Genomic DNA, 13,413 nt, shown 5'->3' on the forward strand with positions numbered 1-13,413 from the left:
CTAGTTATTTGAACGTATTGCGTGTTGATGTAATGAAAGGTACAGAGGGTCATACTCACTATCACAATAGCCAACGTGATAGAAACGGCTCCACCCTTCAGCGAAAGCATATTTCTTGGATTGATTGCCCATTTCTCGACAATCTTCAATCATTTCATCAGCCAAAGTTTTTGTGCTTTGACTCTCCCCTAACCAAGCTTCTTGACTCTTATGTAGACATATCGCAATGGATTTCACTTCCATATAGGAGGTGACATCGATATACAACTCTGCGCCAATAGGCTGACGCATCCTATTATGAAGTCGATGAGGTTGTGACATATAAATACAGACATCTTTGTTGTATGCAGAAACCTCAGGTAAGCTCTGATAATTGACCGCAGCCCTTGCGAATGCAGCCGTACAGGTTAATCTGGCGGTATTCATATGGTCTTCCATATAATCTTCCAGAGGATGGGTCAAAATGATATCAGGCTGTACTGTACGAATAATTGCAGCGACTTTCTTAACCATTTCCTCGCTATGATAGATACTCAGATCATCGCAAATACTTTCATGGTAAATTGCTCCCATAAACTTTGCGGCTTCCATCGACTCTTTACGCCTAATGGCAACAATATCCTGATATGAGTGTTCTCGTGTTCCATAGCACCCATTTGCCAAAGAGACATAATGGATCTCCCAACCTGCATTTTTGAGCTGCATTAGTGTTCCAGAAGCTCGCCATTCAATGTCATCGGGATGAGCCATAATTGCTAATGCAATTTTTGAATTCATAGTCTGTCCTTACAGATAATTAAACAGATGGTCACATAAGATCTTAAATTGAGCTCTCATCTCTGCCACTATTTAATAGGCAAAGGGTATCCAATCTCAGGAGTACAGTTACCTAATCCATCTCGATAAAAATGGAACTGAACGCACTGATGCTCTGCCAATAACGACATAGGAACACAACTGTCAGCCAGACCTTTACTGATCATAAATGCCGTAAGTCTTTGACCAAATGGATTAGCATGATAGCCCGGATGCCAAATTGACACTTTCTCTGCTAACCACGTTTCTTTTGGTCCTAATGTCACGGCTTTATTAGGCACTGAAAATAGATTTCCACCAGCCATCGCTTGGCTATTTTGGATACAGGACATAGGATGAAGATCCACATGACGGGCACCAAGCTGCAAATACTCATCAACAGTTGGGGGAACGTCACTAAATGAACCTTCTCGTTTGACAGGATCATTAAACGCCCAATGCATAATGTCCCCTTGACCACCTTGCACCGTCATGCAGAGGAAATCGGCGAATGATTGGCTGAATGTTGCCAAATCTTCTCCGGGAAAATGAAGGTTCTCTTTTGGCATTCTCAGATCTGGGCGTATAAGGTTGTACCAAAGTCGCAAATTGGTTCCGGCAAAACTCAGTGGATGCGATTCTCCGACAACCTTACCCTGTTCAACCCACTCGTCCATTCCCCAAAAGTGACTATTAGATAGATCCAGTTCTAGCTCATTTACTATTCTTGCTACTAGAGGTAGATGTTCGGTAGGCCCTATCGGACCACAGATCCCTGATGGGTTTTCGGCTGTTGCGGCTTTCCAGTCATGGATATACTGCATAGCTTGAGCCATAAATAGCTCTTCCCTTGAATCGTAAAAATGCACTTCAAAGCCTGGCCGGGCAAGCTGTTCGATATCTTTTACGGTTAACTTCGCTGCATCATTGATAATAGAGGGATCAATGGTAGTAAAATCCCACCATTGACTGCTTAACTTGCTCTCTTCTCTTAACATCTTACTTACCTATTTAATGGCTTGCTGCTTAATTTGCTCTGCAAGCTTCCAACAAAATAATTGCATTCTTGGGTGATGAAACGGTCCTTTCCACATGGTGCCTTTTGACATAAACGAAGGTCTTCCATCTCGATTAAGATAGCCGTACCACTCACCATACTCTTCATCCGGGAAATATTTATACGCCCAATCATGGGCTTGCTGGTGCATCTTTTGATATTTTTCCAACCCCGTAATTTGATACGCCATTAACGAAGCAATGATTAACTCATTTTGTGGCCACCAAAACTTCATGTCCTGCCAATACTCTTGTACGGGTTTACCGTATACATCTCGGTAATAAAGCACACCGCCGTATTCCTGATCCCAACCACGCTCGAAAGAATAATCCAGCATTCTCAAACCCAGATCGATATAGCGCTGTATGCCTCGTTTTTTTCCTTCATCCATGATGAACCACGCCCCTTCGATGGCGTGACCGGGATTAAGAAGTCGACCATCAAAATGATCAACAATCTCTCCATCTAATGAAACAGTTTCCATTACACAACGAATATCGTCTTTAACATGAAACTGTTCTATATCTGCTATAGCTTTATCGATGATCTCGGTAGCGTTAGCTAGGTCTACTGTGTCGCGCAAGATTTGGCAGGTAAAGATATCGATCATTGGGATGCCTAAACCGCGCATCGGCCGCTCTTTCAGGTACTCATCGGTAAACTTAGAAGGTTGAGAACTGCATCTATTCTCTCTTTGATACAGCTCGAATAAATCAATGGCTTGCTGTTTTAGCTGATCATCATTAGTTGCTTTCGCTAACTCCGCCATGGCGATACAGGCAAAAGTTTCAGTAAAACGATATCGACGCTTTCTAACCGGTGTACCTGTCTTAGTCACGGTAAACCACATCAAACCATCGTTTGGGTCAATACAGTGTTTTTTTATGAAGTCGACACCGTGCTTAGCAAGATCAAGCCACTGTTCATTCTGCTCAACATTGTTATATAAGTGACCAAGTAACCATGAAAACCGTCCTTGCTGCCAAACACTCTTATCGCTATCTAAAAGCGTGCCATCACGGTCAAGAGCACAATGAAAACCACCATCATCAAAGTCCACGGCATTGTTTATCCAGAACGGCAAAGTATCGTTAAGTAAGCCGTCTCTATACGTTTTCAGTAATTGATCTATCTGCTCAGTTTTCATAGTAATCGTAAACTCCATATTATTTAAAGAATATATATTAAACTAACTTTAATTAATAGTTATGTACTGTCCTAATGTGAATGAAATCACATCAAAAGGATCCTGATCGTCGTTGTTAGTTGGTGTTGTACTTAGACAATTTAAGTATAGAGATAAAAAAACGGGCTTAATCTCTTCGTGATTAAGCCCGTTATTCATATTATAAGGAGATCTAATTAAACAAAATCAGCGTCACGCAGTTTCGCCAAGACATCGGCTTTTTGCGCAGCAGATAATGACTTGATTGGTGTACGAGGATCACCAGCATCAATACCATGAAGCTGCATAGCAACTTTACCAGCAGCAACTCCGCCGTACTCTACCAAGACACGAATAATGGCAATAACTTTATCCATTAAACGAGCGACTTCGTCCTGCTTACCCGCGTTAAACGCTTCGATGATCTCTAGATAAAGTGGAGCGGCATAGTTGTATGTACTACCTACAGCACCAACGGCACCTACAGCAAGACCTGCTGGTAAGAACTCATCTACACCAAAAGGAATATCGAACTTACCACCAGCAACACGCATACAACGTTGGTATTCATACAGATCCGCATTGTTGAACTTAGCACCGAATAAGTTCGGAATGTTCTTATCACCTTGAATCAAAAACTGCTCTAAATCCAAGTTCACACCAGACATACCAGAGTGATAATAATAAAAACCTTTAGATGGTGCTGCCGCAGCAACCTGTGCACAGTAATCAACAAGATCTTCAACACTTCCCGGTTTAAAGAAGCAAGGTCCAATCGCTGATGTCGCTAGAATATCCAAAGTATCTGCATGGCGCGTTAAATCCAAAGTATCAACAATACTTAACGCACCAGTATGTAAAATCAGATCAAGTTTACCATCTGCGGCTTTTACCCAACGCTCTGCAACAGCTTTACGTTCTTCAACCGAGCAGTGAATGCCTTCTCCAGTTGTTCCACAAACATAAGCACCTTTAACACCTTGGTCAATTAACAACTGAGCAATCTGATCAATCGCAGAGAAGTTAACCTTGTTATTGCTATCAAATGGCGTATGTGGAGCCGCTATTAAGCCTTGTAATTTTTTCATTTCAATTATTCCTAAATTTTTCGACATATAGGGGCTTTCGCCCCTAGCAAACACTTACAAACCATACCCTAAGAAGAATTCCGGAAGGAATAGGGTAAATTGGGGAAATACTGCTACTAAAAACAACACAACAAATAGCGGCACAAGTAATGGTAATACACCTCGGGTGAGAGTATGGAATGGAATATTCCCCACTCTAGACACCACATAGAGAGCCATTCCCATTGGTGGAGTCAAAATACCAATCATTAAGTTTAATATCGCCATAACACCAAAGTGAACAGGGTCAATACCAACCGCCGCGGCAACAGGAACAAGGAAAGGCACCAACAGTAAAAGCAATGCTAATGACTCAATAAATGTTCCCAAAAATAGTAACAGTAAGTTAATCAGCAACAGCAGTATTAGTGGGTTGTCACTAATGGTTAAGAAGTAATCCGCCAGCATTTGTGGCAACTGTTCACGAGCAACAATCCAACCAAATACTGTTACGCCCATTACCATAAGAGCAACAACTGCCGTGGTATTTACCGTATCTTTAAGTAGCTCTACAAACTTCTCTAGCGTTAGCTGCTTATAAACAACTGTCCCCAAAAATAGTGCATAAAGCGAAGAAACAACGGCGGCTTCTGTAGGGGTAAATTTACCAGAGAATATGCCACCGATAATGATCACTGGTGTCAGTAATGATAAGAAGGCTTCTTTAAACGAAACTAACTGTTCACGACGTGTCGCTTTTGGCAACGTCATATAACCACGCTTCTTACAAATAAAGTAACTCATGGCCATTAATGCAACGCAACAGAGCAAACCAGGAACCGCACCGGCTAAGAATAGAGCACCAATTGACGTATTGGATACCACACCGTAGATGACCAAAGGAATCGAAGGTGGAACCAGTGGCCCGATAATGCATGAAGCCGCCGTTAACCCACCAGCAAAATCATCATCATACTTTGCGTCACGCATCGACTTTATTTCTAGTTGTCCCAGTCCACCAGCATCAGCTAGCGCTGAACCAGACATTCCGGAAAAAAGCAGACTCGCCATAATATTTACATGACCCAAGCTGCCCGTAACATGACCAACCATAGACTTAGCAAAATTAAAAATACGTTCTGTGATACCTGCACTATTCATTAAATGTCCGGTTAGAACAAAAAATGGAACAGCCAAAAGTGTAAAGTTATTGATGCCACCAAGCATCTGTTGCGCAGCGAAATTCATGCCCGTACTATTGGTCAGAAATAGGAAAACTAACGCCACAAAAATAAGAGAAAAACCAACAGGCATACCAGCAAATAGAAGAGCTAGCCAGCCAAAAATAGAACCAGTCATAACATTACCTCTCCGCTGCCTGTGAATCATTGACAATATCTTTATTGCCACAATTCTTTATGTTTAACACAATACCGTACATTTTCTGCGTTTGACGAATCACCATAAACACGCCACCTAACGGCAAGCTATAGTTCATCCATTTAGAGGAAATACCTAAAGTGATCAGCTCAAAAAAGGCTGTACGTTGTACGTGTTGATAGCCAAGATAAATAATGGCGAAAATAGAAGCTAACACAGCAAGCTCAAGGCTAAAGACTAGCCATAACCGAATTTTTTCCGGCAGCTTATCGGAAAAAAACGTAATGTTGACGTGAGTACTGGTTTTAATCGCGTACGCACAGCCAATTAACGACATATACATAAAAAGAACTCTAGCGAGCTCTTCACTCCAAAGGGAAGGATCATTCAGCAGCCATCGAGTAACAATCTGCCATGTTAATAAACACAACAGAATTACCATTAGTGGTACTGTGATAATCTCTTCAATATTTTTAAAAATCTTACCAAACATTTTATGCTCCAGAGCTGGCGAAAAACGCCAGCTCAGTTTTAACAACTTAATAAGTATTGTCTTGATACCCATGTAACCTCAAGATGCTTGTTCAGCGAGAATTTATTGGCTTCTGATCAAGGCACTGATTTGAAGGCATAGTCATTCTACGGCAAGAATCAGTAACACAGAGCAAGAGCCAATAAAACTCGCCCTTTGGGAGCACATCAATACGTCCATTTCTGCGTCAGATAACCTTGAAAGGGAATGCCATTCCTTCGGCTATCTTTCTTGAACTGAACGTATTGATGTCGCTCTGAATCCTGCATCTTGAGATTACTTGGGTATATCATTTACATGTTTGCTACTTTTTCGATAACTGGCGCATCTAAAGTAGCATCAAACTCTTTATACAGTGGTTTCATTGCTTCACGGAATGGTGCTAAGTCTGGATATGTAACAGTCACACCTTGAGACTCAAAGAATGACACAAGATTTGCTTCTTGATCTTGCACTTTCTTAGTATGTGCCGCACCAGCTTTAGCTACTGCTTTGTTCACAATCTCTTGCTGCTCTTTTGTTAATTTATTCCAAGTAACATCTGACATAATAACCATTTGGTCATTAACAACGTGGTTTGTGATAGCTAGGTAAGGCTGTACTTCGTAGAACTTCATCGCTTTGATAGTAGGTAACGGGTTTTCTTGTCCATCTACTGCATTGGTTTGAAGAGCTAGATAAACTTCTGAGAACGCCATTGGCGTTGGAGAAGCGCCAGAGTATTTTGCATAGCTTAATAGTGATTTAGCATTTGGTACACGAAGTTTTAAACCTTTAAAGTCTGCCATGGTTTTAAGTTCACGGTTCGACGTTGTTTGACGAGTACCGTTGTACCATGTGTCTAGAGCACGCCACTGGAACTTGTCTTGCATTTCTTTGCGAATTTCTAATCCATAAGGTGATTCAAAAATGCGTTTAATGTGATCATAATCTTTAATCACATATGGCTGGGCAAATGCTCCAGCACGCGGAATCCACAAACCAACACGACCAAATTCAGCATAAGTGAAATCAAGGTCACCCATTGTAACTTGTTGCATCATGGCACGATCATCACCCAATTGTGCGCTAGGATAGATAGCCAGTTCCATCTCCCCTCCGCTTAGCTCTTTAAGTGTATCACCCAAAACAACCGCTGATTCATACTCAATAGAGCCAACTGAAGGTTGCATACCCATTTTGAGTTTCATTGCAGCATTAGCAGAAGCCGCACAACCCAGTGCTAGCAATGCGATAGATATCTTGTTCATGGCTTTCATAGTTATTCCCTTTTGTTCCTTTCACACAGTAAGTTTAACTCTTTTCAAACTTTTCAAAAAAAAATTTTATTTTATTTGAAAAAAATCTTCGTTATGGATTATTATTGCGGTGAAGTTTTTTTTCAATTGTAGTTTTTTGGAAATGTGATCACGGGCAATATTTCGTTAGCTGAATCAATCTGCTCGATTTTTAATCTAATTTTCTACCATGAGTAGAGGTCACATTTTCTGTAGTAAAACATCTATAAGAAGAGGTCAATCGTGAGTAATAACATGTTATGCATCAATAATTTAAGGGAATCTCTACATAAGCAAACTATTGTATCTATTCAACCTGTTGTTGATAGCCCATTAGAGAAAAAAGAGATTATTGTTGCTATGGCTGTAGCCGCAGAACAAGCCGGAGCAAAAGGACTAAGAATTGAAGGCGTTGCTAATGTGATGGCAGTGGCGCAAGCTGTTACCATTCCAATTATCGCTATTGTTAAACGCGATCTCGACGATAGTCCGGTACGAATTACACCATATGATAAAGATGTAAAAGCATTAGCAGAGGCTGGTGCCACTATTATCGCTTTTGATGCAACCGATCGAGAGAGACCTGAGTCTCGTGACCATATTGCAACAGCAATCAAAAATTCCGGCTGTTTTGCAATGGCCGATTGCTCTTGTTTTGAAGATGGTCAGTGGGCGCATGACCATGGCGTTGACATCATTGGCTCTACACTTTCTGGTTACTGTGGTGGCGAAGAACCAACAGAGCCTGATTTCGAATTAGTAAAGCAGTTTTCCGAAGCAGGTTACTTTACCATGGCAGAAGGTCGCTATAACACGCCTGAGCTAGCAGCAAAAGCAATTGAAAATGGCGCTGTAGCCGTTACAGTAGGCTCAGCATTAACACGATTAGAAGTTGTGACTAACTGGTTCAACTCAGCGACACAATCAGCAGAGGTACGATAAATGAAAACGCTGGCAATAGATATTGGTGGTACAAAAATCGCTCTTGGTCTAATTGAACATGGCGAGTTGCAACAACGTAAGCAGATAGCAACACCAAAAGCCATTTCAGCCGATCAGTTTGCTAAAGCTATCATTGATGAGTGTCAAGCTTGGTTACCAGATGTTGACCGTATTGGCGTATCAACAACGGGCTTAGTGACACCTGAAGGAATAACGGCGATCAACCCTGATACACTTTTCTTCCCAGCGCCATTCCCACTACACAATGCCCTTAGTTCATTAACAGGGTACCCAGTTGACATCCTTAATGACGCGCAAGCCGCAGCGTGGTTTGAGTTTTTGCAGCTTGATGAAAATGTAACGAACATGGCCTATATAACGGTTTCTACTGGTGTAGGAGGTGGGCTAGTCATCAATAAATCTCTACATAAAGGAACCACCAATTTTGCTGGACATATCGGTCACATGGTGATCGATCATACAGGCCAAGAGTGTGGCTGTGGTCAAAAAGGCTGCGTAGAAGCTATCGCATCAGGAACCGCAATAAACAAACGTGCTCGACAACTGCTTTCGCCAGAGATAACCAACCCTGAACTGTTCGCGCTATCCGAAAGTGACGCACAAGCAAAATCGATCATTCAAGCAGGCGCTATAGCGACTCTTTGTTGCAACCTGAAAGCCAGCTTAGATTTGGATATTATTGTATTAGGTGGTGGTGTTGGCTTAGCAAACGGCTACTTAACCCGTGTGCAGGAGGAAATCAATAACCGCCCCGTTCCTTTTAGAGTAAATGTAATGGCAGCCAATGGAAGCCATGACGCTTGTCTATTAGGTGCCGCGTACCAGTTCGAAGGTCAATAAACATATGTATCCGCAAGCGATTATTGCTGACCGTATTTTTGACGGCGTTCAGTTTCATGAAAATTCGGCACTTGTTTGGCAAAATCGACAAATCACCGCTATTGTTCCTGTCGATAAGTTATCAAGTGATACTTACCAGCATCATTACCCACGCTGTACCGTCACTCCGGGGTTTATTGATCTACAGGTCAATGGTGGTGGTGGCGTTATGTTTAACCAACAGACGACCATTGAAGGAGTAAGAACTATATGTTCTGCACACCATAAACACGGAACAGCCTACTTATTACCCACGCTAGTTAGTGACAGCGTTGAGAAAATGGAACAAGCCTTAACAACAATTGAGCAAGCCATATCTGAGCACTTGCCGAGTGTTCTAGGTATTCATCTAGAAGGACCATGGTTAAATGCCAAAAAACGTGGCGCACATTTTGAGAAATTTCTCTACTCACCTAAAGTATCTCAGTTAAAGAAACTACCTTGGCTAACCAAGGGAACAGTGCTGATAACACTCGCGCCTGAGTGCGTAGAAGCGAACTCTATTCAATGGCTACACAATCAGGGTTGTATCGTGTCATGTGGGCATAGCAATGCGACAGCAGCTCAACTTTCAACAAAACTTTCTTCCATGGACGGCTTTACTCACCTATTTAATGCAATGTCTCCTTTAACGGGTCGAGAGCCGGGTGTAGTTGGCACCGCATTATCTGAGAATAAAGCATGGTGTTCCGTCATTGCCGACAATATTCATGTAGCTCAGCAAAACTTATTGCTAGCGAGCAGAATTAAACCGAAAGGAAAGCTATTGGTGGTCACAGATGCAATGGCAACTCTGGGGGATAGTAAAGATCATTTTACGCTTGGCGAAGAGACTATTTATGTTGATGGCAAAAAACTGATCAACGAAGAAGGTAACTTAGTTGGCGCACATATTGGTTTGGATGAATCACTCGCTAATTTAGTTGATTGGGGTGTTGATGAAAAGGAAGCCATAAAAATGGTATCCACTTACCCAGCACATGCTATCAACATGCACGAATCTCTCGGTTATTTAAAAACCAACTTTACCGCTTCAGCCACCATATTGAATCAAAACTATCAGACTAAATCGGTACTAGTGGATGGTCGACTAATTAAGCAATAACCGAAAAAGGCAGCATGAATAACTCATTATCTCCGGCCTTGTCCGATAAGAGAGAAAACAGTATTACTCTGTTTCTCTCTTATATATTACTGACAGGGATTGGTTTCCCCTTGCTTAGGTATGTAAGCATTCACTTTGACGTTATAAATAACAATGCTGTACGATTCATTTCCGGCGGCAGTGTTTTTTTGCTGCTATTGCTGTTCAAATATAGGCAAGAAGTAAAGGTAGTACTGGCATCACCTCAATTAATAGTTCAGTTGTTTCTGGTTGGTTTATTAATGAGTGGCAACATGTATTTTTTCATGAATGCAATGCAACTAACAAGCGCATTAACTGGCAGCATCTTTTGCATCCTAGGTTTGCCTATCACTACCGCACTCGCATCCATTTTCTATCTTGATGAAAGACAGAAAGCCTGTCAAAAACGATTTATCACCAGCAGCGCACTCGCCATAATTGGATCAATACTTTTCGTTAGTGCGGCATCACAACTTAACTCTAGCAGCAATTTTGCTTATGGTTCCGTGCTATGGCTAATCACCATAACCATCGCTGCAGCACAAAATATACTGGTAAAGAAAGTAGCTAAAAATGTACATACGCTGGTAATTAGTACCTTTACTGCTCTGATCACCGGCGCCATATTTGCTGGTTATGCTTTCTACTCAGGTAAAGTCAACCTACTGCTGACTAAACCAGAGCTCACTTTGATGATTCTTATTATTGCGGGAATATATGGCTTAGCGACAGGCATGTACTTAGCCTTTCATATTATTCAGAAGAAGGGTGTCATTACTTTTAATATACTCCAAATGATGACACCACTATCCACGGCTATTGTGGCTTATTTTACTCTAGGAGAGACAGTTTCACATCTGCAGTTAGTAGGTGCAGCCATTGTAGTTGTCGGATGTTATGGTGCAATATATTCTGGTCGCTCCTCGAGCCACTAAAAGCAGATGAAGAACAGGACTTCCACTATTTCAGCAAATGCGCAATGGTTTCTCGCCACTGTTGATAAGCAGCAGCTCTCAAATGCAACTCATCGCAACTATATTCTATAGGCAGTAACGCATTAGGGCATAGCTTCTCTGTTAGATCGACAAAAGTAATACCTGATTCATGACAATACTGAGCCAACAGACGATTAAGCTCTGCAACAAGCGGATTCCAGTCACTCAGCCGTTGGCCAACATACAGTGTCGATTGCACAATTGGCTCAATGTCGTTCGCCTTCCAGGTAGAAAGCATCTCCACATACCTCTTAAAGATATCATCGACATGATGCCCTTGAGCAATGTCATTGATTCCTGCCATAACAAACAGTTTATTCGGCTTTAACTGTAGCGTGGTATCAATCCTGCTGAGCATACCGAGCGTTGTATCACCCGCTATACCACGGTTGATAATAGACAGAGATGGGAACATCTCGCCCCACAGCCCCCATTCAGTAATTGAATCGCCAAACATGACAGTATCAGCTTTGCCAGCAAAATGGCGATGGCCATCAGTGGCTTGAATATATCTGCTAGACATATTACTTGTTTGGATAACCGCTAACTGGCGACAAAGCAGAGTAACTCTTTCATTTAGATTTTCCTGAGCAGGAATTTGTGTCATTACGGCTTCTGCCTGACTCAGGAAAAACTGCGACTTTAACTGAGGCTTTATTTGCTCGATAACATCCATCAATGCATCTACAAATGAGTAAGTACCGATATGAGGAAAATCTAAACAGAGATCAACCAAAGTTAGGTGAGGAGATTGTTCTATTTTTCTGGCTATTTTTTCTTTAAGCGAAGCCATATTTATTTCCATTGAAGCAGTATTAGAGTGGTGATTATTTTACACCACCAAGCTCTGCTCGTAAAAAACTTTTACAGAAAAATAAATATTGAAAATATTCTTCAAAAATAACGCAAGCCTAGCGAAACTCACCAAATAGCTCTTCAACCCAAACCATAGAATCTTCATAAAACTGAGCAGTAATGGAGGGAATAACCCCTAACTTTTCCGTTAACACATCCACCTGATCCCACTCTGCTTTATCATAGGCAATCACTAATGTCAGTATTTCACCTAATACTCCAGAGTGCTCCAGCAGTCCGAGCTTTATCTCTTTCTCAATAGGGATAGCATCGATAACATCATCCAAAGGCTGATCGAGTAACGAGTCCAGCAAGGAAAAGAGTCCCATCAAAAAAGCTTGGCTTTTATGATTTCTACTAACCGTTTCACTCAACAGTTCACAAAACTTGGCTCTTTGTAACGACAAACTATAAAGAGAGTCTGGCTTATCATTTTTAACGGTAGATATCGCCACCAAAGAGACGAATTTCTTCAGTTTATCTTTACCTAAATAGGCCAATGCTTGGCGGAACGATTTAATCTCCGAGGAGATAGAACTAGTAGAGTTGACGTAACGAAGTAACTTGTATGAGAGAGTCACATCAACCGTGATCAGTTTCTCAACCTCGTCATAATCCACTTCATCTTGAGCTATCGCTTTACATAAATGAACAATGGTTAAAAAAGAGGGCTGAATCGCCTTGGTCTGAATCATCTCAGGTTTGCGAAAGAAGTAGCCTTGAAAATAGTGAAAACCTGCCTGCCGAGCATTAACAAACTCTTCATAGGTTTCGACTTTCTCTGCCAAAAACTTAATTTTACTTTTTTGTAGCCGCCGTATCAGCGGGGCAATTTTAGCAATTGGAAGAACACGTAGATCAAACCGAATTAGGTTAATATAGGGCAAGAAGTCTATCCACTCTTTACTGGGAATAAAATTGTCCAAAGCAATTTTATAACCCCGCTCTGAGAGTTCCTTTACCGCATCGAGTAACTCTTCTGTTGGAGGACAGTCCGATAGGATATCTATCATTAACGCATTTTTAGGGAACAAGGCAGGCAGTCGATTAAGTATACTTTGATAGGGAAAGTTAACGGATCCAAGTTTATTATCTAAGACCGCATTGCTGCCACTAAGAAAATAATTGGAGAGCAGCAACTTGGTTGCATACTCAGCGTCCACCTCAGGAAATGAATTTCGAGGGCCATCTCTATACAGCAATTCATAGCCTACGGTTTTTCTATCCCGATTCATTATTGGTTGACGAGCAAAGTATGAGTTTTTCAAGTTGACTGCGTCCCTATTTATTAACAAGTAATCATTATCATCATACGCTTATCT

13 protein-coding genes are annotated in these 13,413 nt (G+C 41.5%); 4 read left to right on the top strand and 9 right to left on the bottom strand.

The features are described 5' to 3' along the window. The 7 genes from F0227_RS05770 to F0227_RS05800 form a co-directional block, all read right to left on the bottom strand. Positions 1 to 777: a PIG-L deacetylase family protein gene (locus F0227_RS05770; protein ID WP_171752237.1), complete on the bottom strand. Its 777-nt coding sequence runs from the start codon at positions 775 to 777 to the stop codon at positions 1 to 3. Positions 778 to 845: 68 nt separating this feature from the next. After that, the gene (locus F0227_RS05775) at positions 846 to 1,793 is read right to left on the bottom strand and encodes a glucosamine-6-phosphate isomerase (protein ID WP_171752238.1); all 948 of its coding nucleotides are present in this window, start codon (positions 1,791 to 1,793) and stop codon (positions 846 to 848) included. Positions 1,794 to 1,802: 9 nt separating this feature from the next. Then, positions 1,803 to 2,999 carry an AGE family epimerase/isomerase gene (locus tag F0227_RS05780; protein WP_171752239.1) on the bottom strand — a complete coding sequence of 399 codons (1,197 nt, stop codon included), beginning with the start codon at positions 2,997 to 2,999 and terminating at the stop codon, positions 1,803 to 1,805. A 215-nt stretch (positions 3,000 to 3,214) separates the two neighbouring features. Then, positions 3,215 to 4,105: a dihydrodipicolinate synthase family protein gene (locus F0227_RS05785; protein WP_171752240.1), complete on the bottom strand. Its 891-nt coding sequence runs from the start codon at positions 4,103 to 4,105 to the stop codon at positions 3,215 to 3,217. A 54-nt stretch (positions 4,106 to 4,159) separates the two neighbouring features. Then, on the bottom strand, positions 4,160 to 5,443 hold the full coding sequence (locus F0227_RS05790) for a TRAP transporter large permease (RefSeq protein WP_171752241.1): 1,284 nt from the start codon (positions 5,441 to 5,443) through the stop codon (positions 4,160 to 4,162). A gap of 4 nt (positions 5,444 to 5,447) precedes the next feature. Beyond that, a complete protein-coding gene (locus F0227_RS05795) occupies positions 5,448 to 5,969 on the bottom strand; it encodes a TRAP transporter small permease (RefSeq protein WP_171752325.1) in 522 nt (173 codons plus the stop codon). A 320-nt stretch (positions 5,970 to 6,289) separates the two neighbouring features. Beyond that, positions 6,290 to 7,255 carry a sialic acid TRAP transporter substrate-binding protein SiaP gene (locus F0227_RS05800; protein ID WP_171752242.1) on the bottom strand — a complete coding sequence of 322 codons (966 nt, stop codon included), beginning with the start codon at positions 7,253 to 7,255 and terminating at the stop codon, positions 6,290 to 6,292. 273 nt (positions 7,256 to 7,528) lie between these two features. Between F0227_RS05800 and F0227_RS05805 the strand changes: the two genes are divergently transcribed. Genes F0227_RS05805 through F0227_RS05820 form a run of 4 tightly spaced genes read left to right on the top strand, consistent with a single transcriptional unit; the run spans position 7,529 to position 11,176 of the window. Then, positions 7,529 to 8,215 (top strand): N-acetylmannosamine-6-phosphate 2-epimerase, encoded by a 687-nt coding sequence (locus F0227_RS05805; protein WP_171752326.1) that lies wholly within the window; start codon positions 7,529 to 7,531, stop codon positions 8,213 to 8,215. Then, positions 8,216 to 9,076 carry an N-acetylmannosamine kinase gene (locus F0227_RS05810; protein ID WP_171752243.1) on the top strand — a complete coding sequence of 287 codons (861 nt, stop codon included), beginning with the start codon at positions 8,216 to 8,218 and terminating at the stop codon, positions 9,074 to 9,076. 4 nt (positions 9,077 to 9,080) lie between these two features. After that, positions 9,081 to 10,220: an N-acetylglucosamine-6-phosphate deacetylase gene (gene nagA / locus F0227_RS05815; protein WP_171752244.1), complete on the top strand. Its 1,140-nt coding sequence runs from the start codon at positions 9,081 to 9,083 to the stop codon at positions 10,218 to 10,220. A gap of 14 nt (positions 10,221 to 10,234) precedes the next feature. Then, on the top strand, positions 10,235 to 11,176 hold the full coding sequence (locus tag F0227_RS05820; protein ID WP_171752245.1) for a DMT family transporter: 942 nt from the start codon (positions 10,235 to 10,237) through the stop codon (positions 11,174 to 11,176). A 25-nt stretch (positions 11,177 to 11,201) separates the two neighbouring features. Here F0227_RS05820 and F0227_RS05825 read toward each other — a convergent pair whose 3' ends face one another. After that, positions 11,202 to 12,029, bottom strand: coding sequence for a GDSL-type esterase/lipase family protein (locus F0227_RS05825; RefSeq protein WP_171752246.1), 828 nt, complete (start codon positions 12,027 to 12,029; stop codon positions 11,202 to 11,204). 118 nt (positions 12,030 to 12,147) lie between these two features. Continuing rightward, entirely contained in the window at positions 12,148 to 13,359 is a 1,212-nt protein-coding gene (locus tag F0227_RS05830) for an HDOD domain-containing protein (RefSeq protein WP_171752247.1), read from the bottom strand. Positions 13,360 to 13,413: the final 54 nt, after the last annotated feature.

It is taken from the genome of Vibrio sp. 99-8-1 (genome assembly GCF_013114595.1).
Lineage (GTDB): Bacteria > Pseudomonadota > Gammaproteobacteria > Enterobacterales > Vibrionaceae > Vibrio.